This is a genomic window from Sphaerotilus sp. (assembly GCF_031429695.1).
Lineage (GTDB): Bacteria > Pseudomonadota > Gammaproteobacteria > Burkholderiales > Burkholderiaceae_C > Sphaerotilus.
Window position 1 is genome coordinate 68,932 of record NZ_JANPAB010000069.1, and the last position, 20,672, is coordinate 89,603.

Here is a 20,672-nt window from a genome sequence, read left to right on the forward strand (position 1 = left end):
CAGAGGTCAGGGGGCGGGGGAATTCATTTGCTGCCGCTGAACTGCACCGACTCGACCACCTTGCGGCCGAACAGGAACAGCAGCACCAGCACCGGAATCACGGCCAGCGCGGTGGCGGCCATCAGCCCGCTCCAGTCGGGCGAGCCTTGCGGGGTCTGGGACTTGAAGGACTGCAGCGCGACGGTCAGCACCTGCTGCGTCTCGTCCTTGGCGACGAGGAACGGCCAGAAGAACTCGTTCCACATGTTGATCGAGGTGAGCATCGCCAGCGTGGCCAGCGGCGCGGTGGACAGCGGCAGCACGATGCGCCAGAACACCCGCAGCGGCGAGGCGCCTTCCAGGATCGCCGCCTCTTCGAGGTCACGCGGGATCGACAGGAAGAACTGGCGCAGGAAGAAGATGCCGAAACCCGACATCAGGCAGAACGGCGCCACCATCCCGGCCATGGTGTTGAGCCAGCCAAGATCCTTGATGAGGATGAAGTTCGGGATGAAGGTCACGACACCCGGCACCATCATCGACGCGACGAACAACCCGAACAGCAGGTCGCGCCCCGGAAACCGCAGCCGCGCAAACGCATACGCCGCCATCGAACTTGTCAGCACCTGCAGCGTGACGATGATCCCGGTGAACATCAGCGAGTTGCCCACGGCGCGCAGGAAATGCACCTCCGCGCCCGAGCCGCCCATCGTCAGGCTCTCCTCGTGCGAGACGAGGCCGAGCACGCGGGTGAAGTTGCGCAGCGTCGGCGTGTCGGGCCAGAGCTGGGCGGCCTGGCTGAACACGTCCTGCGACGGCGTGAGTGCGGTCTTGAGCACCACCCACAGCGGCATCACGGTCAGCGCCAGCATCGCCAGCAGGCACGCCCAGGCGAAGGCGCGGGAAGGGTTGAGTTTCATGCCAGGTCGTTTTCGTTGGCCCGCAGGATGCGCATCTGCAGCACCGTGTAGAGCACCATCACCAGACACAGCGTCATCGACATCGCCGACGCATAGCCCATCTTGTAGAAGCTGAAGGCGTTCTGGACGATGTAATGGACGATCACGCGGGTCGATTCGAGCGGCCCGCCGTTGGTCGCCACCGCCACCGTGTCGAAGATCTGGAACGAGCCCGTCACGCTCGTCACCAGCACGAACACCATCACCGGACGCAGCAACGGCAGCGTGATGCGCCAGAACATCTGCATCTCGGTGGCGCCCTCCAGCGCGGCAGCTTCGTACAGATAACGCGGGATGTTCTGCAAGCCGGCGAGGAACAGCAGCGCCACCAGCCCCATGTGGCGCCAGATGTTGACGGCCGCGACGGTGGCCAGCGCCTGCGTCTCGCCCGCGAAGAAAGGCTGGTGCCCGAGGCCGGTCCACGTCAGCAGCGCGTTGACGCCGCCGAGCAGCGGGTCCAGCAGCCACAGCCACATCAGCGCCACCAGCACGTTCGACAGCAGGTAGGGCAGCAGCACGACCGCCTTGACGAACAGCGAGCGCGCCAGCCGGTCCATCACCACCGCCAGGAACAGGCCGAGCACGGTCTGCAGCGGGATATTGAACGCCACGTACCACGCCGAGAGCTTCATGCCGCGCCAGAAGCGTTCGTCACCCCAGAGCTTCACGTAGTTGTCCAGCCCGACCCAGTTCGGCGCCCGCAGCAGGTTCCAGTCGGTCAGGCTGATCTCGATGGCCCGCCACGCCGGCCACGCATAGAACAGCAGGAAGCCGACCAGCGCCGGCAGCACCAGCGCGAGCGCCGTCAGCGTCTCGCGCCGACGACGGGCGCCGAATGCGGACGGGGTGCGCGGGGCAGTGGGCATGGACTCTCCGGGGTGGACAGGAAGACGGGACAACGAAAACGATTGCAGTGAAGACCACCGCTGCCCGGACTCTAAGGAGTTCGATGGTAATGAAGCAATGGGGTTATCACCAATTATTAGCATCGCGCCATCAGCGACGATTACCTGCCCCGCGCGGCCGGCTTGGCTACCATCACCAGACTCCGACCGACCCCGACACCCCACCGCCGTGACCACCCGCAAACCCGCCCCCATGCCCACCCCCCGCCGACCGACGATGACCGACGTGGCCCAGGCCGCTGGCGTGTCGCAGTCCACCGTGTCGATGGTGCTCAACAACATGACCGGGGCGCGGCTGTCGGCCGAGACGCGCAGCAAGGTGCTGGGGGTGGCGATGGAGCTGGGCTACCGGCTGCCGCGCCGGGAAGCGCCCGCGCCGGCCGTCGCCGCCACCGCCACGCCCGGCAGCCGCCGCAACCTGATCGGCTACCTGGTCGATGAGATCTCGACCAGCCCGCACCCGGTCGTCAGCGTCGATGGCGCGCGCGACGCGGCGTGGGCGCACGACTGCGTGGTGAGCGTGGCGGTCACGCGGGGCAACACGGAGCAGGAGGCCGCCGCCATCGAGATGCTGGCCGCGCATCCGTCGCTGCTGGGCATCGTCTACTCGACCATCTTCACGCGGGAGGTGGCGCTGCCCGAGGCGCTGACCGGGCGGCTGGACACGGTGCCGGTCGTGCTGCTGAACTGCCACGACGAGCGCCACAAGCTGCCCACCATCGTGCCGGGCGAGGTCGGTGGCGGCCATGCGGCGACCGAGCACCTGATCGCCATGGGCCACACCCGCATCGCGTTCATCAACGGCGAGCCGTGGATGGAGGCCGCCAAGGACCGCATCAAGGGCTACCGGCGGGCACTGGCGACGGCCGACCTGCCCTTCGACCCGGCCTTGGTGCGCGACGGCGACTGGATGTCGGGCACCGGTTTCGAGGCCACGCGCTCGCTGATGGCCGAAGCGCGCCCGCCGACCGCCATCTTCTGCGCCAACGACCTGATGGCGCTCGGCGCGATGGAGGCACTGGCGCAGCTCGGGCTGAAGGTGCCGCAGGACGTGTCGGTGATGGGCTACGACGACCAGGAAATCTCGCGCCACACCCACCCGCCGCTGACGACGATGGTGCTGCCGAACTACGAGATGGGGCGCGCTGCCGTCGAAGCGTTGCTGGTGGCGGCCGACATGCCAGCGGCGCAGCGCGGCGGGCGGCGGCACCTGATCAAGATCGACTGTCCGCTGGTGGTGCGGCGGACGGTGCGCCAGCGTTGAGTGGCGATGCCATCAAGGCACGCGGATCAGCACCATGCCCGCCGCCTTCGACGCGCCCACATCGAAGGTCATCGTCCGTTCACAGCCTGCGCTGGCGGCGATCCGCTCGATCAGGCAATCCGCGAAATCCGCTGAACTGCCGCGGTGCGTCGCCAGCGCACGCAGGACCAGCTCGGCACGGTCCACCACGATCTCCCGCGTTCGCAGCAGGATGTCGAGCGCGTCGCCCACCTGGGTGCGCGTGAGCCGGTACGCCGACGACAGCACCCAGACCAGTTCGATCACCGACACCACGGCCACGAAGCCCGGTGCATCGACCGTCAGCGACTCGATCAGCCGGCCCGCTTCCGGGGACTGCTTGGGGTCGTCCTGCATGATGTAGCGCACCAGTACATTGGTATCGAGACCGATCATCGGGCGGAGGCTCCACGGGCAGCGATGGCCTGGTTCATCTCTTCGATCGACACGCTGCGGGTCGGCGTGCCAAACAGCCCTTTGAGTTCGGTCACGGAGCGCGTCACGGCGACCACCTCGAAACGGCCGGCAGCCACTTCAACGAACTCGACCCGATCCCCCGCGCCGACGCCCAGCGATTGGCGCACCTCGGCGGGAATGGTGATCTGTCCCTTGCTGGTGACGGTTGCAGCGGTCATGGCGAGACTCCAGAGAAGTTCATCGCCTTACTTTACCGTAAGGCAGATTCCCAACACGGCCTCGATCAGGGTTTCTGTTCCGGGTTTCCACTGTGCATCGCTAATATTATTAGCATCAGAATCGCTGCATGGCGAACATCGAACTCTCCCGCGTCTTCAAGGCTTACGGCGACCACGCCCCGGTGATCCGGGATGTCAACCTGCAGATCGCGCAAGGCGAGTTCTGCGTCTTCGTCGGGCCATCGGGCTGCGGCAAATCGACGCTGCTGCGCATGATCGCCGGGCTGGAGGACATCACCGGCGGCGAGTTGCGCATCGGCGGCGCGCTGATGAACGACGTGCCGCCCGCCCACCGGGGCGTGGCGATGGTGTTCCAGACCTACGCGCTGTTCCCGCACATGACGGTGTTCGAGAACATGTCCTTCGGGCTGGGACTCGCCAAGGTGGACAAGGCCGTGATCCGCGAGAAGGTGATGGCCGCCGCGAAGGTGCTGCAGCTCGACCAGTTGCTCGACCGCAAGCCGAAGGCGCTCTCGGGCGGCCAGCGCCAGCGGGTGGCGATCGGGCGGGCGATCGTGCGCGAACCGGGGGTGTTCCTGTTCGACGAGCCGCTGTCGAACCTGGACGCGGCGCTGCGCGTGCAGACCCGCTTCGAGATCGCCAAGCTGCACCGCGACTTCGGCCGGGCGAGCACGGTCTACGTCACACACGATCAGGTCGAGGCGATGACGCTGGCCGACCGCATCCTTTTGCTCAACACGGGCGACGCGGTGGCGCGGGACGGCTCGGTTGCACAGATCGGCACCCCCCTGGAGCTGTACCACCACCCACGCAACCTGTTCGTGGCGGGGTTCATCGGCTCGCCAAAGATGAATTTCCTGCCCGGCACGCTGGTCAGCGCCGGCACCGACCATGCCGTCGTGCGCCTGAGCAGCGGCGAGACGCTGCGGGCGGCGGTCGATGCGCAGCGGTTGTTGCCGGGTGCGAAGGTGACGCTGGGCGTGCGGCCGGAGCACACGGAACTCGGCACGGCGACGCAGCACATCGTCCGCCCGCTGCAGTGGCAGGAGCGGCTGGGCGAATCAACCTACCTTTACATGGAAGGCGCGGACGGCAGCATCGAGTCGCTGGTCGCCAAAGCCCCCGGCCACGCGCACGCCAGCACCGGCCACCGCCTCGCGATCGGCCTGCCCGCCCACACGCTGCACCTCTTCGACGCGCACGGGCTGGCGCTGGAACGCTGCATCCCCGAGCAGGACCAGACGCTGCCGCAAGCCGCCTGACCCCTTCGCCGCCGAGAACCCGCGATGCAACTGGGTGTCTGCTACTACCCCGAACACTGGCCGCGTGCGCAATGGGCCGAAGACGCCCGCCGGATGTTCGCCATGGGCATCCGCCTCGTGCGGATCGCCGAATTCGCGTGGAGCGTGATCGAGCCGGAGCCGGGCGAGTTCCATTGGGACTGGCTGGACGAGGCGGTCGAGACGCTGCACGCGGCCGGCCTGGGCATCGTGCTGTGCACGCCGACCGCGACGCCGCCGAAGTGGCTGGTGGACCGGATGCCGGACATGCTGGCGGTCGATCCGCAGGGCCGGCCGCGTGGTTTCGGCTCGCGGCGGCACTACTGCTTCTCGCACGCCGGCTACCGCAGCGAGTCGCAGCGCATCAGCCGCGCCGTCGCCGAACGCTACGGGCAGCACCCAGCCGTGGTCGCCTGGCAGACCGACAACGAGTACGGCTGCCATGACACGGTGCTGAGCCTGTCCGAGTCGGCGCGGCGTGGTTTCCGGCACTGGCTGGCGGCGCGCTACACGACGATCGACGCGCTCAACGACGCCTGGGGCACGGTGTTCTGGAGCCAGGTCTACCGCAGCTTCGACGAGATCGACCTGCCCGCGCTGACCGTGACCGAGGCGCACCCGGCGCACCGGCTCGACTGGCGCCGCTTCGCCTCCGACGAGGTGGTGGCGTTCAACCGCGAGCAGGTGGCGATCCTGCGCGCGCTGTCGCCCGGCCGGCCGGTGTCGCACAACTTCATGGGCTTCTTCACCGAGTTCGACCACCACGCCGTGGCCGCGGATCTGGACATCGCCACCTGGGACAGCTACCCGCTCGGCTTCACGCAGATGTTCTTCCTCACCGCCGAGGAGAAAGCGCGCTGGGCGAGGACCGGGCACCCGGACATCCCGGCGTTCCACCACGACCTGTACCGGGGCATGTGCCGGGGTGCGGATGGCCAGGGCGACGGCCGCTGGTGGGTGATGGAGCAGCAGCCCGGCCCGGTGAACTGGGCGCACTGGAACCCGGCACCGCACGACGGCATGGTGCGGCTGTGGACGTGGCAAGCCTTCGCGCACGGCGCCGAGGTGGTGAGCTACTTCCGCTGGCGGCAGGCGCCGTTCGCGCAGGAGCAGATGCACACCGGCCTGCTGCGACCGGATTCCTCCGAAGACCAGGGGGCGCTCGAAGCGGCGCAGGTCGGGGCGGAGCTGCAAGCATTGGCGGCGGTGGGTGTGCTCGATCCCCAGAGCCTCACCGCCCTGCCCATGCGCCCGGCCGTGGCGATGGTGTTCGACTACGACGCGCTGTGGATGGCGCAGATCCAGCCGCAGGGCGCGGACTACCACCCGCTGGAGCTGAAGTTCCGCGCCTACGAGGGCTTGCGCCGGCTCGGGCTGGACGTGGACATCGTGCCGCCTGGCGCCGAGTTGTCGGGCTATCGGCTGGTGGTGCTGGCTGCGCAGCCGCATGTGTCGCCGGCCCTGCGCAGGGCGCTGGCGCAAGCGGTTGCAGCGGGTGCGCAGGTTGTACTGGGGCCGCGCACGGGATCGAAGTCGGCGCACCTGGCCTTTCCGGCGGACGAGGCGGGCGGGCCGTGGGCCGTGCTGCCGCCGGGACCGCTGGCGGCGCTGGCCGGGGTGCGGGTGGAGCGGGTCGCGTCGCTGCCGCCCGGTTGCGCCGAAGGGATCGAGGTCGGTGGCGTCACGGTCACGGTGCGGCGCTGGCGCGAGGATCTGGCGCTTGTCGGGGCCGACACGCTTGCCTCGTTCAACGACGGCCGCCCCGCCCTCACCCGCAACGGCCCCGTGCGCTACGTCGCCGGCTGGCTCGATGCAGACGGCTGGCAGGCGGTATTCACGGGTGCGGCGGCCGATGCTGGACTCACAGCGCAACCCTTGCCCGACGGCCTGCGCATCAGCCGCGCCGGCGGGCTGACGCTGGCCTTCAACTTCTCGGATCTGGCACGGGATTGGACCCCCACGCCGATGGCGACGCCCGTGCTGGGCGGCGCACACCTCACCCCCCGATCGCTCGCGGTCTGGCGGGATTGACCACAAGCACCACAGGTATCCCAGGAGACAGACCGATGAAAACACGCCTCACCACGCTCGCCGCCCGCTTCAGCGTGCTCGCGCTCGCCGCCGCCGCCTGCGCCGCCCAGGCCGGCACCCTCGTCATCAACACCGACGCCTCCGACCCGGCCCCGAAAGCCGCCTGGGAAGCGATGGCCAAGGGCTTCATGGCCGCCAACCCGGACGTGACCGTCAAGATCAACACCTTCGACCACGAAGGCTTCAAGACCTCGATCCGCAACTTCCTCTCCGCCGAGGCACCGGACATCGTGACCTGGTACGCCGGCAACCGGATGGCGCCGTTCGTCAACGCCGATCTGTTCGAGGATGTCTCCGATGTCTGGGCCAAGGAAGGGCTGAACGACAAGCTGAAGTCCGCCGCCGCCTCGATGACCCAGAAGGGCAAGCAGTGGGGCGTGCCCTACACCTACTACCAGTGGGGCATCTACTACCGCAAGGACATCTTCGCGAAGAACAACGTCGCCGTCCCCAAGGACTGGAAGGAGCTGATCGCCGCCAGCGCGAAGCTCAAGGCCGCTGGCGTCACCCCGTTCGCCATCGGCACCAAGGCGCTGTGGCCCACGGGCGGCTGGTTCGACTACCTGAACATGCGCGTCAACGGCTACGAGTTCCACATGGACCTCACCGCCGGCAAGGTGCCCTACACCGACAAGCGCGTGCAGGAAGTCTTCGACCGCTGGGACGACCTGACCAAGCCGGGCTACTTCCTGGCCAACCACGCCTCCTACGACTGGCAGGACGCGATCCCCGCCTTCGTCAAGGGCGAGGCCGCGATGTACCTGATGGGCAACTTCGCCGTCGATCCGATGAAGAAGGGCGGTCTGACGGAAGCTCAGCTCGGCTTCATGCAGTTCCCGAAGATCAACAACGTCCCGATGGCCGAGGACGCACCGACCGACACCATCCACATCCCCGCCAAGGCGAAGAACAAGGCCGATGCCAAGCGGTTCCTGGCCTACGCGGCGAGCGCCAAGGTGCAGGGCGAGGTCAACGCCATCCTCGGCCAGCTTCCGGTGAACAGGGACGCCACCAAGCCGACCGACGTGTACCTGAAGGACGGTTTCGCGATGCTGTCGGGGGCCTACGCGCTGGGCCAGTTCTATGACCGCGACGCGCCCGCCGAAATGGCCAAGGCCGGCATGGAAGGCTTCCAGAAGTACATGGTCAAGCCGGAGACCCGCAAGGAAGTGCTGGAGCGGCTGGAGCAGGTCCGCCAGCGCGTCTACAAGTAAGGTGCCCATGTCCTCCCGAACACCACCACCGCAGTTCTCCTGGTGGACGCGCCACCAGCGCCAGATCGCCCCGTGGCTCTTTCTGGCGCCTGCGCTGCTGATGTTCGGGGTCTACGTGATCGCGCCGATCTTCCAGTCGATCGCGATCAGCTTCTACGACTGGGACGGGCTGGGCAAGGCGACGTACATCGGGTTCTCCAACTATGTCGAGCTGTACAGCGATCCCGATTTCCGCACCGCGCTGAAGAACAACCTGCTCTGGCTGGTGTTCTTCCTGCTGTCGGTGCCGATCGGCCTGGGGCTGGCGCTGTTCCTGAACCAGACCGTGTCGGGCATCCGCTTCGTCAAGTCGATGTTCTTCTTTCCGTTCGTGATCTCGCAGGTGGTCATCGGGCTGGTGTTCACCTGGTTCTACAACCCGACCAACGGGCTGTTCACGCAGATCCTCGCCGCCATCGGCATCCCCGGCGTGGCGGTCCTCTCCGACGAGCACCTCGTCACCTACGGGATCATCGCGGCGGGCCTGTACCCACAGATCGCCTACTGCATGATCCTGTTCCTCACGGGCCTGAACAACGTGCGCCCCGACCTGATCGAAGCGGCGCGGCTGGAAGGCGCCAGGGGCTGGTCGATGCTGTGGCACGTCGTGCTGCCGCAGTTGCGCCCCGCCACCTTCATCGCCGTCGTCGTCACCATCATCGGCTCGCTGCGCAGCTTCGACATGGTGTCGATCATGACCTCGGGCGGTCCCTACGGTTCGTCGCGGGTGCTGGCGTACTACATGTACGAGCAGGCCCTGAGCGAGTACGGCTACCGCATGGGCTACGGCACCGCCATCGCCACCGTGCTGTTCTCGATCATGCTGGTCTACATCACCTTCGTGCTCTGGCGCATCTACCAGCAAGAGAAGGAACTGGCCTGATGTTTCCGACCCCGCTCGCCAAGACCAGGCCGCTGACGCAGGCGCTCTACAAGGTCGGCCTGCCCATCGCGCTCATCGTCTGGCTGCTGCCCATCATCGCCGTGGCGCTCACCTCCATCCGCGGCCAGGGCGACATCGCCAGCGGCAACTACTGGGGCCTGCCCACCCAGTGGCAGATCATCGAGAACTACTCGGCCGTTTTCCGCAACACGCCCATTGCACGCTACATCGTCAACAGCCTGCTGGTGGCGATCCCGACGGTGATCGGCGCGGTGGGCTTGAGCTGTCTGGCCGGGTTCGCGCTGGGCACCTACCGCTTCAAGGCGAATCTCGCGGTGTTCTTCCTCTTCGTCGGCGGCAACTTCATCCCCTTCCAGATCCTGATGGTGCCGGTGCGGGACATGAGCCTGCGCCTGGGGCTGTACGACTCGATCGGCGGGCTGGTGCTGTTCCACATCGCCTTCCAGACGGGGTTCTGCACCTTCTTCATGCGCAACTTCATCCGCGACCTGCCGCACGAGCTGATCGAGGCAGCACGCATCGAAGGGGCGAGCGAGTGGCAGATCTTCTGGAAAATCGTGCTGCCGCTGGTGCGGCCGGCGCTGGCGGCGCTGTCGGTGCTGATCTTCACCTTCATCTGGAACGACTACTTCTGGTCCACCGTGCTGATCCAGGGCGACCACGCGATGCCGGTCACGGGCGGGCTGAAGTCGCTCAACGGCATCTGGGTGGCGCAGTGGCACCTCGTCTCGGCGGGGTCGATCGTGGCCGCGCTGCCGCCGGTGCTGATCTTCTTCCTGATGCAGAAACAATTCATCGCCGGGCTGACGCTCGGAGCTTCCAAGGGTTAAAGGGTTGAGCAGTGCTTGATGGTTTCCTGATCCTCCACAGCCGGCGCAGCAGCGTCGTCCTCGAACTGCTGCCCGGCGAAGCGCCGCTGTGGCGCTACTGGGGTCCGCGCCTGCCGGACGCCGCCTCGCCCGGCACACCGCTGCGCGACACCCGCCCGCTGCCGTCGTTCATGCTCGACTTCGACCAGCCGCTGACGGTGGCGCCCACCTTCGGCGTCGGCTGGTTCGGGCAGAGCGCCCTGCTCGCCCACCGCGACGGGCAGGACTTCGCGCAGGCGTTCACCGGCTGCGAGGTGGAATGGACCGTCCCTGGCGCGGCGGTGGTGCTGCACCTGCGCGACGACGTGGCGCGGCTGCGGCTGGACCTGTCGGTGGCGCTGGAGGCGGACAGCGACGTGCTGCTGCTGCGCTCGACGCTGCACAACGACGGGGACACGCCGCTCGACGTGCAGTGGCTGGCCGCCGGCACGCTGCTGCTGCCCGGCCGCTGCGACGCGGTGCGCTCCTACGCGGGGCAGCATGTCCACGAGTTCCTGCTGCAGGTCGATCCGCTCACGCGCAGCCTGTGGCGCAAGGAAAGCCGGCGCGGGCGCACCAGCCACGACTGTTTCCCGGGCGCGGTGGTGACGACGCCCGGCGCGACCGAGGACACGGGCCTCGTCTTCGGCGCGCACCTGGCGTGGTCCGGCAACCACCAGCAGACCATCGAGTGGCTGCACGACGGCCAGTACCAGTGGCAGATGGGCGAATGGCTGGCCCCCGGTGAAGGCCGGCTCGCACCCGGCCAGTCGCTGCAATCGCCCGAGCTGGTCGCCACCTGCTCAGGCCAAGGACTGAACGGGCTGGCGGCGAACTTCCACGCCGAACTGCGCCGCCGGCTCGACTGGCCGGGCGGTGCGATGCGGCCCCGGCCAGTGCATCTGAACACCTGGGAGGGCTTCTACTTCGACGTGCATCCCGGCCCGGTCAAGGAACTCGCCACCGCAGCGGCGGCGGTCGGCATCGAGCGGTTCGTGCTCGACGACGGCTGGTTCCACGGCCGCCACCACGACCGCGCCGCCCTGGGCGACTGGTGGCCGGACGCGACCAAGTTCCCCGAAGGACTCGGCGACCTGATCGCGCACGTCAACGGCCTGGGGATGGCGTTCGGGCTGTGGGTCGAGCCGGAGATGGTCAACCCGGACAGCGACCTGTTCCGCGCCCACCCCGAATGGGCCTTGCAGATCGCCGGTCGCCCGCTGCTGACGGCACGCAACCAGCTCGTGCTCGACATCGCGCGGCCCGAGGCGAGCGACTACCTGTTCGAGAAGATCGCCGCGCTGCTGTCGGCGCACCCGATCGATTACCTGAAGTGGGATCTGAACCGCGATTTCGCCCCCGCCGGCTTGGCGAACGGCACCGCCGGCTACCGGGCGCAGGTCCACGCCGCGTATGCGCTGATGGCGCGGCTGCGGGCGGCGTTTCCGGCGGTGGAGATCGAGAGCTGCTCGGGCGGCGGCGGGCGGATCGACTTCGGCGTGCTGCGCCACACGCACCGGGTCTGGACCAGCGACTGCATCGACGCGCTGTCGCGGGTGGACATCCAGCGCGGGTTCCTGCAGTTCTTCCCGCCCGAGATCATGGGCGCCCACGTCGGCACCGCGCCCGCGCACACGACCGGCCGCACGCAGTCGATGGCCTTCCGGGCGGCGGTGGCGCTGTCGGGGCACTTCGGCGTGGAACTCGACGTGCGCCACCTGAGCGAGGCCGACACCGCCGAGCTGCGCGGCTGGATCGCGGTCTACAAGCAACTGCGCGACCGGCTGCACCACGGACGGGTGTGGACGGGCGATGCGGGGGACGGTGTGCGCTGGCAGTTCCATGCCGACGAAGCAGATGAAGCGGTCAGCGACGGCGTGCTGATCGCGCTTCGGACCCGGCCGAGCGACCACCGCTATGCGCCGACGCTGCGGCTGCCGATGCTCGATGTGGCGGCGCGGTACCGCGTGCGCGAGATCCGACCGGATGGGGCTGAACCAGAAGCACGGGAGATGGACGGCGCGTGGCTGGTCCATGCCGGGCTGCCGATGCCGCGTGCCCATGCCGAAACGGCGTTCCTGGTGAGGGTCGAGCGTGTTTGATCCCGCCGAGCACAGCCACCGCCGCCGCAACCCGCTGACGGGCCAGTGGGTGCTCGTGTCGCCGCATCGGTCGAAACGGCCGTGGCAAGGACGGCAGGAAGACACCTCCGACGAGGTGCTGCCATCACATGACCCGGGCTGTTTTCTCTGTGCCGGCAACACGCGGGTCAGCGGCGACGTGAACCCGCCGTACACCGGCACCTTCGTGTTCACGAACGACCACGCGGCGCTGATGCCCGACGTGCCCGACGCGCCGGCCACCGACGATCCGCTGTTCCACACCGCCGCCGCACATGGCACGAGCCGCGTCCTGTGCTTCTCGCCGGACCATGCGCGCACGCTGCCGGAGCTGTCGCTGGCGGCGATCGGCGGCGTGGTCGATACCTGGTGCGATCAGAGCGCCGAACTCGGACAGACCTACCCATGGGTGCAGGTGTTCGAGAACAAGGGCGCGCTGATGGGCTGCTCGCAGCCGCACCCGCACGGCCAGATCTGGGCCTGCGGGCACCTGCCCAACGAAGCGGCGACCGAGGACCGCGAACAGCGCGCCTACTTCGCCGCACACGGCCAGCCGATGCTGCTGGACTACGTGCAGCGCGAGGCGGCGTCGGGCGAGCGGGTCGTGGTGGAGACGGCGCACTGGCTGGCGGTGGTGCCGTACTGGGCGACGTGGCCGTTCGAGACGCTGCTGCTGCCGCGCTTCGCGGTGCAGCGGCTGCCGCAGTTGACGCCAGAGCAGCGCACGGACCTTGCGGTGGCGCTGCAGAAGCTCACCAGCCGCTACGACAACCTGTTCCGCTGCAGCTTCCCGTACTCGATGGGCTGGCACGGGGCGCCGTTCAACGCCGACGACGCCACGCCCTGGCAGCTCCACGCCCATTTCTACCCGCCGCTGCTGCGCTCGGCCACCGTGCGCAAGTTCATGGTCGGCTTCGAGATGCTGGCCGAGGCGCAGCGCGACCTCACGCCCGAGCAGGCCGCCGCCCAGTTGCGGGCGGTCAGCGACACCCACTACCGCGCCTCGGCCCCGGCCGCTCTCCCATGACCGACACCCTGAACTCCCGCACGGCCGACGCGCTGCAGACCGCCTTCGGCCACGCGCCGGACCTGTGGGTGCAGGCGCCCGGCCGCGTCAACCTGATCGGCGAGCACACCGACTACAACGACGGCTTCGTGCTGCCCTGCGCGATCGACTACCGCACGGTGATCGCAGTGAAGGCGCGTGACGACCGGCGGATCCGCGTCGTCGCCGCCGACTACGGCCACGCGACCGACACCTTCGACTTGGACGCCCCCATCACGCCGCACCCCACGCTGCAGTGGGCCAACTACGTGCGCGGCACGGTGAAGATGCTGGCCGAGCACCTGGCGACCCTCGGGCTGACGCTGCGCGGCGCGGATCTGGCCGTGGCGGGCAACGTGCCGCAGGGCGCGGGGCTGTCGTCGTCGGCGTCGCTGGAAGTCGCGGTGGGGCAGGCGTTCAAGGCGCTGCTCGGCCTCGACGCGGTGAGCCAGACCGACCTCGCGCTGATCGCCCAGCGCGCCGAGAACCGCTTCGTCGGAGTCAACTGCGGGATCATGGACCAGCTCATCTCGGCCCGCGCCGAAGCGGGTCACGCACTGCTGATCGACTGCCGCAGCCTGGGCGGGCAGGCGGTGCATCTGCCGGACGCGGTGGCGGTGATGATCGTCCACTCGCGGGTCAAGCGCGGGCTGGTGGGCAGCGAATACAACACCCGCCGTGCCCAGTGCGAGGCGGCGGCGCGGCACTACGGCGTGGCGGCGCTGCGCGACGTGGATGGCGAGCGGCTGCTGCGCGACCGGGGCGACCTGGACGACGTGGTGTTCCGCCGCGCCCGCCACATCGTCACCGAGAACGCACGGACCACCGCCGCGGCCGCGGCACTGGCGGCCGGCGATCTGGTGCGGCTGGGCGAGCTGATGGCCGCGTCGCATGTCTCGATGCGCGACGACTTCGAGATCACCCACCCGGCCGTCGATCACCTGGTGGACATCGCCCAGCAGGCCGTTGGCCACGAAGGCGGCGCTCGCATGACGGGCGGCGGCTTCGGCGGCTGCATCGTCGTCGTGCTGCCGGATGCGCGCATCGCCGACGTGCGGGCGGCGATCCAGGCCGCCTACCGCTCGCCGGACAACGAGTCGCCGACCATCTGGGTCAGCCATGCAGCGTCAGGAGCCGGAGCGGCCACCTGACGCTGGGGGAGAGGCTCAGAGCCAGCCTGCGGTGGTGAGCGCCTTGGTGATCTCGGCTGCCAGCAGCTGGTGGCCCAGCGGCGTCGGGTGGAAGCCGTCGGAGAAGGCGTAGGTCTTGTACCAGTTGGTCGAGGTCACACCGGCCGGCAGGGCCGCGGCCAGCGTGGCATCGGTACAGGTCGCGAAGGTGTAACTCGGCAGGCCGTCGGTGCCCACGCCAGTGATCGGGCAGGCGGGTGTGGTGACGTTGGTCAGCCCGTAGGTAGCGGGGCTGGCGATCTGGTTGTTGAACGCCGTGTAGAAATCGACCACGACCACCTGGCTGTTGCCCGCGAACTTCGCCGCGAGCTGGGTGTTGAAGGCGACCGTCCAGCTCTTGAACAAGCCTTCGCTCTGGGCCCGCGCGGTGGCGCCGGTTGTGCCGCCGCCGTAGGCCGCTGCGATGCTGTCGAGCACGGTCTGGAAACGCGGCGTGTTGGTGACACCGGGCATGTTCAGCAGCACGATCCGCTTGGCGCCCTTGTCGAGTGCGCTGGTCTTGACCAGGGTGTAGAAGTTGTCGGCCAGCGCAGTCATGTAGGTGGATCCGGCCGCAGCCAGACCCGTGGCGCCACCGGCCGCCGCAGCGGACACCTGACCCGCGGTGAGCACCGTCCCGAGCACGCCCAGATAGGCCGCGCCGCCGTCGGTGGAGGCATTGAGGTACGCCCCCACCAGTGCCGCCGCGTCGTTGCCGCCGCCGTCCACCAGCAGCAGGTCACCGGCGGCGTAGTTGCCCGCCGCCGTCGCCGCGGCGAACTGCACCGCCAGACCGCGCGGATCCGTCGCCGTCAGCGCGCTGCCCGCCGGGTTGATCACCCCGCCGCCCACCGCATAGTTGGTGCAGCCCGTCGCCGCGGTGTTGGTCGCGAAGGTGGTGCCGGTGAAGGTGAAGAAGTTGCAGCCCTTGCCGAGGCTGTAGGCGGTGGACACACGCTCGGGATAGGTGTCGTTGCCCTGGATGGTGAACTTGATGCCGAAGGTGCCCACGTCGGCCAGGCTGTCGCCCATGACGCGCAAGCTGGTGACCGGCACCTTGGTGACCACAGGGGTGTCGTCTCCACCACCGCACGCAGCCAGCACCGCCACCAGCACGGCAGACAGTCCGAATTGAAAACGTCGAATCAAGGCCATGGTGTTTCCTGGATGTGAAGTCGCACCATTAAATAGTACGACCGTTCGATTTAGTGAAAACTACTGTAGGGCCAAACCGGTAGACACCGGATCTGGGCAAACCCTGAGGCGCCGGCTTCCGCGTCCCCGGGGTGACTCGGCAGGGCCGCTGGCCTAGCCCAAGGTCGTGACCGACTGCACGGACTGCGGCGTAGGATCCGCCGCTGCAAGGCCCGATCCGGGCCAGCGGCCACCAAGGACGTACCCACCATGATGCATCTCGTCTGGACCATCCTGATCGGCTTCGTTGCCGGACTGATCGCCAAGTCGCTCACCTCGGGCAAGGCGCCCGGGGGCTTTCTCATGACCTCCGTGCTGGGCATCGCCGGCTCGGTCGCCGCGAGCTACCTCGGGCAGGCCCTGGGTCTGTACCCGGCCGGCCAGCTCGCGGGCTTCATCGCCTCGGTCATCGGCGCCATCGTGCTGCTGTTCGTCTACAACCGTGTCACCCGCTGAACACGGTCCTACCGGAGTCCCCGCATGAACCTCATCGACATCCTCGCCCAAGCCACCGGCAGCCACCACGTCAGCGACCAGCAGTTCGACCAGGTCGCGCAAGCGGCCCCGTCCGACCTGCTCGCCCAGGGCCTCGCCAGCGCCTTCCGCTCCAGCCAGACGCCCGACATCGGCGCGATGGTGGGCCAGCTGTTCGGCGGCTCGTCGGGCACGCAGCAGGCCGGCATGCTCAACCAGATCCTGGCCACGCTCGGCCCGGTCGCCGCCGCCGCGCTGGCCAATGGCGCACTCGGCCGGATCATGGCCCCGGGCAGCAGCCAGATCACCCCCGCCCAGGCGTCGCAGCTCTCGCCACAGGAAACCGAAGCCATCGTCGCCCAGGCCCACGCAGTCGAACCGGGCATCGCGGACAAGATCGCCAGCTTCTACGCCGAACACCCCGCGCTGGTGAAGACGCTGGGAGGGCTGGCCATGGCCGTGGCGCTGTCGAAGATGAAGGACCACCTGGCCCAGCGCTGACGTCAAGGGGCGACACGCACACGCAGTCAGTCAGCGCGTGCCCGTCACGCGCCAGACCGTGTTGCCCACGTCATCGGCCACCAGCAAGGCGCCCTGCCCGTCCAGCGCCACGCCAACCGGACGACCGGACGCACGTCCGTCCGCGCTCAGAAAGCCGGTGAGCACGTTGATCGGCTGCGCACCAGACGGCCGCCCTCCCTCGAACGGCACGAACACCACCTGGTAGCCGCTGTGCGGCCGGCGGTTCCATGAACCGTGCTGGCCGATGAACATGCCGTGGGTGAATGGCGCCGGCAGTGTCGTACCGGCCGAAGAGGCCAGACCCAGTGACGCCGTGTGCGGCCCGAGCGCGTAGTCCGGCGCCACCGCGCGGGCGACCAGATCGGGCCGGGGCGGATCGACCCGCGTGTCCACGTGCGCGCCAAAGTAGCTGTAGGGCCAGCCGTAGAAGGCGCCGTCGGCCACGGCGGTGAGGTAGTCGGGCACGAGGTCGCTGCCGAGTTCGTCGCGCTCGTTGACCACCGTCCAGAGCGCGCCCGTGACCGGCGCCCAGGCCATGCCGTTCGGGTTGCGCAGACCGTCGGCGAACACGCGGTGCGCACCGTTGCGCAGGTCCACCTCCCAGATCGCCGCCCGCCCGGCCTCGACGGCCATGCCGCGTTCGGCGACATTGCTGTTCGAGCCGACCGTCACGTAGAGCCGCGTGCCGTCCGTGCTGGCGATCAGGTTCTTGGTCCAGTGGTGGTTGATCGGGCCGGCGGGCAGCTCGACCAGCCGCTCGCCGGGCGCCGTGATGCGCGTGTCGCCCCGGGTGTAGCGGAAGCGCCGGACCGCGTCGGTGTCGGCCACATACAGCGCCTCGCCGACCAGCGCCATGCCGAACGGCGAGTTCAGCCCGTCGAGCAACACGGTGCGCTGGTCGGCCACGCCATCACCGTCCGTGTCGCGCAGCAGGGTGATGCGGTTGGCGCTCGGCACCGTGGCGCCGGCACGCTGCATCACCAGACCGGCGATCCAGCCCTTGAAGCCGCCGCTGTCGCCGGGCCGCGGCGGTGCGTTGGTCTCGGCCACCAGCACATCGCCATTGGGCAGGACGTGCAGCCAGCGCGGGTGGTCCAGCCCGGTGGCGAAGGCCACCACGCGCGTGCCGGGCGCGGCAACCGGCGTTGCCCGAGGAAACCAGCCATCCGCCGGAGCGATGTTCACGGTGGGGATCAGCATCGGCCGCGGCGCCGGCAGCACGGGATGCGGCCCGGTGCCTGCAGCCAGCGGCAGCGTCGCGGTCTCGCCGCACGCGGCCAGCAGCAGCACCCCCAGCAGCCCTGCCCAGCGCAAGGCCCTGGCCAAGCTCACAACCGCCCCATCAGCAGCAGCACGACGAGGATGAGCAGAATCAGCCCGATGCCGCCGCTCGGCCCGTAGCCCCAGCCGCGGCTGTGCGGCCAGCTCGGAATTGCGCCGATCAGCATGAGGACCAGGACGATGAAAAGAATGGTGACGATGCTCATGAGGTGCTCCCGGGAAGAGGAAAGGATTGGCCCATCGATTCGCCGATGACCTGGTGGGCGCGTGCGGTCTGGGCATCGCCGTCGGTGTGCGCGACCAGCACGGTGTGTCCGCTGTCGAGTCCGGCCCGCACCTGATCGGGCACGTCATCCGCCTCGCCTTCGGCGCCAATGGCCGCGCCCACCAGTCCGCCGATGCCGGCGCCCCAGCCGACCATGACCAGCGGCGCCAGCAGCGGGCTGGCGACCAGCAGGCTGACGTTGGCGGCGGCCATCGCGGCACTGCCGATCGCGCCGGCGATCGAGCCAGCCACGGTGCCGACGGCGCTATCCTTCAGCACGCTTTCCAGCACATCGTCGCTGCCCGCAGCCGCCGCAGTGGTCGCTGTCGGGTGTCCGGGTTCGTGGATGTCCACCTTGTCCTGCGGGATGCCATGCCGCGCCAACTGGGCGACCACCGCGTCGGCGGCCGCCCGGGTCCGGTACAGGCCCAGGACTCGGTGCAAGTGCAGATTCATGTCCATCGCGTTGCTCCTGTTCGGCCAGCGGTGTCGGTTCGACACGCCAGCTGTGGAGTCCACGCTAACGCCCGGGCGGGCGGGGGTCTGTGCGGTGGCGAACCGAGCGGGCGGCTCGCCATGGTCACCGGGCCAGACCCCTTGGGGTCAGGCGGCGGGCGCCGTCTCCAGCCACTGCGCCAGGGCCAGGGCCACGACGGCGTTGACGCCGCCTTCCTGCGTCAGGGCGCGCTCGCGCATCTGGTTGACCAGATCGGCGGGCAGGCGGCAGGCCACCGACACCAGCTTCGGTGCAGCGTTCTCGGCGCGTTCGACACGCCGGGCGGCCGCATTGGCATCGGCAGATCCTTGGGCGAACCGCGGGGGCACGCCGGCCGTTTTCATCTTGCCGTCCAGCTTGCGGGCCAGGTGTTTGACCAGGTCGGTCTTCTTCGCGCTCATGGGGTCTTTCGGAGAGTTGAGGGGCATTGTCGCCCACCCGCGTCAGGCCCCGGTCTGGCGGGTATAGGTGAGGTACACCTCGTCGCGCTCCCAGCCGAGCGCGGCGTAAGCGGCCTGCGCCGTGTGGTTGGTGCGGGCGGTGGTCAGCTCCATGCGGAGCTTGCCGTGTTCGGCCGACAGCCGCTCCGCCGCCAGCAGCAGCGCACGCCCGGCACCGCTGCGGCGCGCTGCGGGGGTCACGAACAGATCGGACAGCAGGTAGATCGGCTGCGCCGCGATCGAGCAGAACACCGGGTAGAGCTGGCAGAAGCCGATCGCCTGGCCGGCGCCGTCCTCGGCCAGCAGAATCTGCGATTCGTGGCGGGTCAGGCGGTCGCGGAGGAATTGCGTGGCGGTGGCGAGGTCGGCCGGTTGCTCATAGAACTGGCGGTAGGCGTCGAACAGGGGGGCGATGCGGTCGAGGTCGGCGAGGGTGGCTGGGCGGGTGGTCATCGGCTGAGGGGAATTAGTGTGGGTACAATAAAAAGATGCGAGTGACCTACGATCCTGCCAAAAGCCTGCGCAACGAGGCTGAACGTGGACTGCCATTCGCGATGGCTGAAGACTTCGACTGGAGCTGTGCGCTCATCGTGGAAGACACCCGGCAAGACTACAAGGAGCGGCGCTTCCAGTCGCTCGGCTTCATCGGTGAGCACCTGCACATGCTGGTGTTCACGCCGCGAGATGGCGCCGTGCATGTGATCAGCCTGCGCCGGGCGAACCAGAGAGAAAGGAACCGCTATGCCGCGCAAACCGAATCCTGAACAACTGGACCTTGAAGCACCCGAGGCAACCGACGAGTGGTTCGCCAAGGCGCGGCCGGCGTCCGAGGTGCTGGGCGGCTTGCTGGGAGAGTCCATCGCCAAGGAAATGCTCCAGCCCAAACGCGGCCGGCCGGCGTTGGACAAGCCCAAAGCGCATGTGAATATTCGCCTGGATGCCGACATCCTTGATGCGTTCAAGGAGACCGGGGCGGGCTGGCAGACGCGGGTGAACAATGCGCTTCGAGAATGGTTGAAGGCGCACCCGAATGTGACTGGGGTTTGATCCGGGGCACTTGCTTGAAAGTGCTGGCTGCACTAGTCCACAGTCGAGATCACCAGCGCAGTCAGTACGACCTTGGCCACCGATCTGGCGCCATGGGCACAGCCGTCAAGCCCAATTGAGATTCAGCTTTCGGTGCGTCGCCGCGCAGTCCCGCAGGTACAGGTTGATGAGGCTCTGGTACGGGATGCCCACTTCCTCAGAGATCGCCTTGAAATACGTGATCGACTCTTCGTCGAGACGGATGGTGATCTGCTTCTTCAGTTGTGCTGCGTATGGGTTCTTCCTCGCAGCGGAGAAGTCGTACTCTTTGCGCATGTGGTGACGGCTTTGTTGCATAACCCAGCCGAGGCTGAGTTTCCCCTGACCCCAGACGGAGTTACGCCACAGCCCGCGTCACCGGGGTGCCCAAGTGGGTGAAGCGGTTGAGCACTGCGGCCCGCACCTGCAACTCCACCACCTGCC

The 20,672-nt window shown here is 68.4% G+C and carries 24 protein-coding genes; 13 read left to right on the forward strand and 11 right to left on the reverse strand.

Annotation, left to right across the window (positions count from 1 at the left end):
* Positions 1 to 23 precede the first annotated feature (23 nt).
* Both RMP06_RS13670 and RMP06_RS13675 read right to left on the reverse strand, forming a co-directional pair.
* A complete protein-coding gene (locus tag RMP06_RS13670; protein ID WP_310462332.1) occupies positions 24 to 899 on the reverse strand; it encodes a carbohydrate ABC transporter permease in 876 nt (291 codons plus the stop codon).
* On the reverse strand, positions 896 to 1,804 hold the full coding sequence (locus RMP06_RS13675) for a carbohydrate ABC transporter permease (protein WP_310462333.1): 909 nt from the start codon (positions 1,802 to 1,804) through the stop codon (positions 896 to 898). Before RMP06_RS13675 ends, RMP06_RS13670 begins: the two co-directional genes overlap by 4 nt.
* Positions 1,805 to 2,036: 232 nt before the next feature.
* On the opposite strand from RMP06_RS13675, the gene RMP06_RS13680 reads away from it, so the two are divergent.
* Positions 2,037 to 3,107, forward strand: coding sequence for a LacI family DNA-binding transcriptional regulator (locus RMP06_RS13680; protein WP_310462334.1), 1,071 nt, complete (start codon positions 2,037 to 2,039; stop codon positions 3,105 to 3,107).
* A 12-nt stretch (positions 3,108 to 3,119) separates the two neighbouring features.
* Here RMP06_RS13680 and RMP06_RS13685 read toward each other — a convergent pair whose 3' ends face one another.
* Both RMP06_RS13685 and RMP06_RS13690 read right to left on the reverse strand, forming a co-directional pair.
* Positions 3,120 to 3,521 (reverse strand): PIN domain-containing protein, encoded by a 402-nt coding sequence (locus RMP06_RS13685; RefSeq protein ID WP_310462335.1) that lies wholly within the window; start codon positions 3,519 to 3,521, stop codon positions 3,120 to 3,122.
* Complete coding sequence (locus RMP06_RS13690) at positions 3,518 to 3,760, reverse strand: AbrB/MazE/SpoVT family DNA-binding domain-containing protein (protein WP_310462336.1); 243 nt, start codon at positions 3,758 to 3,760, stop codon at positions 3,518 to 3,520. The genes RMP06_RS13685 and RMP06_RS13690 overlap by 4 nt, the downstream gene beginning before the upstream one ends.
* Positions 3,761 to 3,888: 128 nt before the next feature.
* Here RMP06_RS13690 and RMP06_RS13695 point away from each other — a divergent pair, with 128 nt between their 5' ends.
* From RMP06_RS13695 to galK, 8 genes are read left to right on the forward strand one after another with little or no spacing between them, the layout of a single operon-like run.
* Positions 3,889 to 5,043: an ABC transporter ATP-binding protein gene (locus RMP06_RS13695; RefSeq protein WP_310462337.1), complete on the forward strand. Its 1,155-nt coding sequence runs from the start codon at positions 3,889 to 3,891 to the stop codon at positions 5,041 to 5,043.
* Positions 5,044 to 5,067: 24 nt separating this feature from the next.
* A complete protein-coding gene (locus RMP06_RS13700; RefSeq protein ID WP_310462338.1) occupies positions 5,068 to 7,092 on the forward strand; it encodes a beta-galactosidase in 2,025 nt (674 codons plus the stop codon).
* A gap of 35 nt (positions 7,093 to 7,127) precedes the next feature.
* The gene (locus tag RMP06_RS13705; protein ID WP_310462339.1) at positions 7,128 to 8,366 is read left to right on the forward strand and encodes an ABC transporter substrate-binding protein; all 1,239 of its coding nucleotides are present in this window, start codon (positions 7,128 to 7,130) and stop codon (positions 8,364 to 8,366) included.
* Positions 8,367 to 8,373: 7 nt separating this feature from the next.
* On the forward strand, positions 8,374 to 9,288 hold the full coding sequence (locus tag RMP06_RS13710; RefSeq protein WP_310462340.1) for a carbohydrate ABC transporter permease: 915 nt from the start codon (positions 8,374 to 8,376) through the stop codon (positions 9,286 to 9,288).
* On the forward strand, positions 9,288 to 10,139 hold the full coding sequence (locus RMP06_RS13715; RefSeq protein WP_310462341.1) for a carbohydrate ABC transporter permease: 852 nt from the start codon (positions 9,288 to 9,290) through the stop codon (positions 10,137 to 10,139). Before RMP06_RS13710 ends, RMP06_RS13715 begins: the two co-directional genes overlap by 1 nt.
* A gap of 11 nt (positions 10,140 to 10,150) precedes the next feature.
* Positions 10,151 to 12,259, forward strand: a complete 2,109-nt coding sequence (locus RMP06_RS13720; protein ID WP_310462342.1) for an alpha-galactosidase — start codon at positions 10,151 to 10,153, stop codon at positions 12,257 to 12,259.
* Entirely contained in the window at positions 12,252 to 13,304 is a 1,053-nt protein-coding gene (locus RMP06_RS13725; RefSeq protein ID WP_310462343.1) for a UDP-glucose--hexose-1-phosphate uridylyltransferase, read from the forward strand. Before RMP06_RS13720 ends, RMP06_RS13725 begins: the two co-directional genes overlap by 8 nt.
* The gene (gene galK, locus RMP06_RS13730) at positions 13,301 to 14,473 is read left to right on the forward strand and encodes a galactokinase (protein WP_310462344.1); all 1,173 of its coding nucleotides are present in this window, start codon (positions 13,301 to 13,303) and stop codon (positions 14,471 to 14,473) included. The genes RMP06_RS13725 and galK overlap by 4 nt, the downstream gene beginning before the upstream one ends.
* Before the next feature lie 15 nt (positions 14,474 to 14,488).
* Here the strand turns inward: galK and RMP06_RS13735 are convergent, their stop codons facing one another.
* Positions 14,489 to 15,646, reverse strand: a complete 1,158-nt coding sequence (locus tag RMP06_RS13735) for an SGNH/GDSL hydrolase family protein (protein ID WP_310462345.1) — start codon at positions 15,644 to 15,646, stop codon at positions 14,489 to 14,491.
* Between the two features lie 252 nt (positions 15,647 to 15,898).
* On the opposite strand from RMP06_RS13735, the gene RMP06_RS13740 reads away from it, so the two are divergent.
* Together RMP06_RS13740 and RMP06_RS13745 are read left to right on the forward strand one after the other, a co-directional pair.
* On the forward strand, positions 15,899 to 16,141 hold the full coding sequence (locus RMP06_RS13740) for a GlsB/YeaQ/YmgE family stress response membrane protein (protein ID WP_310462356.1): 243 nt from the start codon (positions 15,899 to 15,901) through the stop codon (positions 16,139 to 16,141).
* Positions 16,142 to 16,165: 24 nt separating this feature from the next.
* Positions 16,166 to 16,660, forward strand: a complete 495-nt coding sequence (locus RMP06_RS13745) for a hypothetical protein (RefSeq protein ID WP_310462346.1) — start codon at positions 16,166 to 16,168, stop codon at positions 16,658 to 16,660.
* Between the two features lie 30 nt (positions 16,661 to 16,690).
* Here RMP06_RS13745 and RMP06_RS13750 read toward each other — a convergent pair whose 3' ends face one another.
* From RMP06_RS13750 to RMP06_RS13770, 5 genes are all read right to left on the reverse strand, one after another.
* Positions 16,691 to 18,013 carry a PQQ-dependent sugar dehydrogenase gene (locus RMP06_RS13750; RefSeq protein WP_310462347.1) on the reverse strand — a complete coding sequence of 441 codons (1,323 nt, stop codon included), beginning with the start codon at positions 18,011 to 18,013 and terminating at the stop codon, positions 16,691 to 16,693.
* Positions 18,010 to 18,168: a DUF3309 domain-containing protein gene (locus tag RMP06_RS13755; RefSeq protein WP_310462348.1), complete on the reverse strand. Its 159-nt coding sequence runs from the start codon at positions 18,166 to 18,168 to the stop codon at positions 18,010 to 18,012. The genes RMP06_RS13750 and RMP06_RS13755 overlap by 4 nt, the downstream gene beginning before the upstream one ends.
* Entirely contained in the window at positions 18,165 to 18,689 is a 525-nt protein-coding gene (locus tag RMP06_RS13760; protein WP_310462349.1) for a hypothetical protein, read from the reverse strand. Before RMP06_RS13760 ends, RMP06_RS13755 begins: the two co-directional genes overlap by 4 nt.
* Before the next feature lie 141 nt (positions 18,690 to 18,830).
* Positions 18,831 to 19,124, reverse strand: a complete 294-nt coding sequence (locus RMP06_RS13765; protein WP_310462350.1) for a hypothetical protein — start codon at positions 19,122 to 19,124, stop codon at positions 18,831 to 18,833.
* A gap of 42 nt (positions 19,125 to 19,166) precedes the next feature.
* Entirely contained in the window at positions 19,167 to 19,616 is a 450-nt protein-coding gene (locus RMP06_RS13770) for a GNAT family N-acetyltransferase (RefSeq protein ID WP_310462351.1), read from the reverse strand.
* A gap of 35 nt (positions 19,617 to 19,651) precedes the next feature.
* Between RMP06_RS13770 and RMP06_RS13775 the strand changes: the two genes are divergently transcribed.
* Together RMP06_RS13775 and RMP06_RS13780 are read left to right on the forward strand one after the other, a co-directional pair.
* Complete coding sequence (locus RMP06_RS13775) at positions 19,652 to 19,927, forward strand: BrnT family toxin (RefSeq protein WP_310462352.1); 276 nt, start codon at positions 19,652 to 19,654, stop codon at positions 19,925 to 19,927.
* On the forward strand, positions 19,905 to 20,210 hold the full coding sequence (locus tag RMP06_RS13780; RefSeq protein ID WP_310462353.1) for a BrnA antitoxin family protein: 306 nt from the start codon (positions 19,905 to 19,907) through the stop codon (positions 20,208 to 20,210). The genes RMP06_RS13775 and RMP06_RS13780 overlap by 23 nt, the downstream gene beginning before the upstream one ends.
* Before the next feature lie 105 nt (positions 20,211 to 20,315).
* On the opposite strand, the gene RMP06_RS13785 is transcribed toward RMP06_RS13780, so the two are convergent.
* On the reverse strand, positions 20,316 to 20,546 hold the full coding sequence (locus RMP06_RS13785; protein ID WP_310462354.1) for a BrnA antitoxin family protein: 231 nt from the start codon (positions 20,544 to 20,546) through the stop codon (positions 20,316 to 20,318).
* Between the last annotated feature and the right edge of the window lie 126 nt (positions 20,547 to 20,672).

What these genes read in the sequence shown, in the direction of transcription:
- RMP06_RS13670 (WP_310462332.1), bottom strand. Translation starts at nt 899, where the DNA reads ATGAAACTCAACCCTTCCCGCGCCTTCGCCTGGGCGTGCCTGCTGGCG.
- RMP06_RS13675 (WP_310462333.1), bottom strand. Translation starts at nt 1,804, where the DNA reads ATGCCCACTGCCCCGCGCACCCCGTCCGCATTCGGCGCCCGTCGTCGG.
- RMP06_RS13680 (WP_310462334.1), top strand. Translation starts at nt 2,037, where the DNA reads ATGCCCACCCCCCGCCGACCGACGATGACCGACGTGGCCCAGGCCGCT.
- RMP06_RS13685 (WP_310462335.1), bottom strand. Translation starts at nt 3,521, where the DNA reads ATGATCGGTCTCGATACCAATGTACTGGTGCGCTACATCATGCAGGAC.
- RMP06_RS13690 (WP_310462336.1), bottom strand. Translation starts at nt 3,760, where the DNA reads ATGACCGCTGCAACCGTCACCAGCAAGGGACAGATCACCATTCCCGCC.
- RMP06_RS13695 (WP_310462337.1), top strand. Translation starts at nt 3,889, where the DNA reads ATGGCGAACATCGAACTCTCCCGCGTCTTCAAGGCTTACGGCGACCAC.
- RMP06_RS13700 (WP_310462338.1), top strand. Translation starts at nt 5,068, where the DNA reads ATGCAACTGGGTGTCTGCTACTACCCCGAACACTGGCCGCGTGCGCAA.
- RMP06_RS13705 (WP_310462339.1), top strand. Translation starts at nt 7,128, where the DNA reads ATGAAAACACGCCTCACCACGCTCGCCGCCCGCTTCAGCGTGCTCGCG.
- RMP06_RS13710 (WP_310462340.1), top strand. Translation starts at nt 8,374, where the DNA reads ATGTCCTCCCGAACACCACCACCGCAGTTCTCCTGGTGGACGCGCCAC.
- RMP06_RS13715 (WP_310462341.1), top strand. Translation starts at nt 9,288, where the DNA reads ATGTTTCCGACCCCGCTCGCCAAGACCAGGCCGCTGACGCAGGCGCTC.
- galK (WP_310462344.1), top strand. Translation starts at nt 13,301, where the DNA reads ATGACCGACACCCTGAACTCCCGCACGGCCGACGCGCTGCAGACCGCC.
- RMP06_RS13735 (WP_310462345.1), bottom strand. Translation starts at nt 15,646, where the DNA reads ATGGCCTTGATTCGACGTTTTCAATTCGGACTGTCTGCCGTGCTGGTG.
- RMP06_RS13740 (WP_310462356.1), top strand. Translation starts at nt 15,899, where the DNA reads ATGCATCTCGTCTGGACCATCCTGATCGGCTTCGTTGCCGGACTGATC.
- RMP06_RS13745 (WP_310462346.1), top strand. Translation starts at nt 16,166, where the DNA reads ATGAACCTCATCGACATCCTCGCCCAAGCCACCGGCAGCCACCACGTC.
- RMP06_RS13755 (WP_310462348.1), bottom strand. Translation starts at nt 18,168, where the DNA reads ATGAGCATCGTCACCATTCTTTTCATCGTCCTGGTCCTCATGCTGATC.
- RMP06_RS13760 (WP_310462349.1), bottom strand. Translation starts at nt 18,689, where the DNA reads ATGGACATGAATCTGCACTTGCACCGAGTCCTGGGCCTGTACCGGACC.
- RMP06_RS13765 (WP_310462350.1), bottom strand. Translation starts at nt 19,124, where the DNA reads ATGAGCGCGAAGAAGACCGACCTGGTCAAACACCTGGCCCGCAAGCTG.
- RMP06_RS13770 (WP_310462351.1), bottom strand. Translation starts at nt 19,616, where the DNA reads ATGACCACCCGCCCAGCCACCCTCGCCGACCTCGACCGCATCGCCCCC.
- RMP06_RS13775 (WP_310462352.1), top strand. Translation starts at nt 19,652, where the DNA reads ATGCGAGTGACCTACGATCCTGCCAAAAGCCTGCGCAACGAGGCTGAA.
- RMP06_RS13780 (WP_310462353.1), top strand. Translation starts at nt 19,905, where the DNA reads ATGCCGCGCAAACCGAATCCTGAACAACTGGACCTTGAAGCACCCGAG.
- RMP06_RS13785 (WP_310462354.1), bottom strand. Translation starts at nt 20,546, where the DNA reads ATGCAACAAAGCCGTCACCACATGCGCAAAGAGTACGACTTCTCCGCT.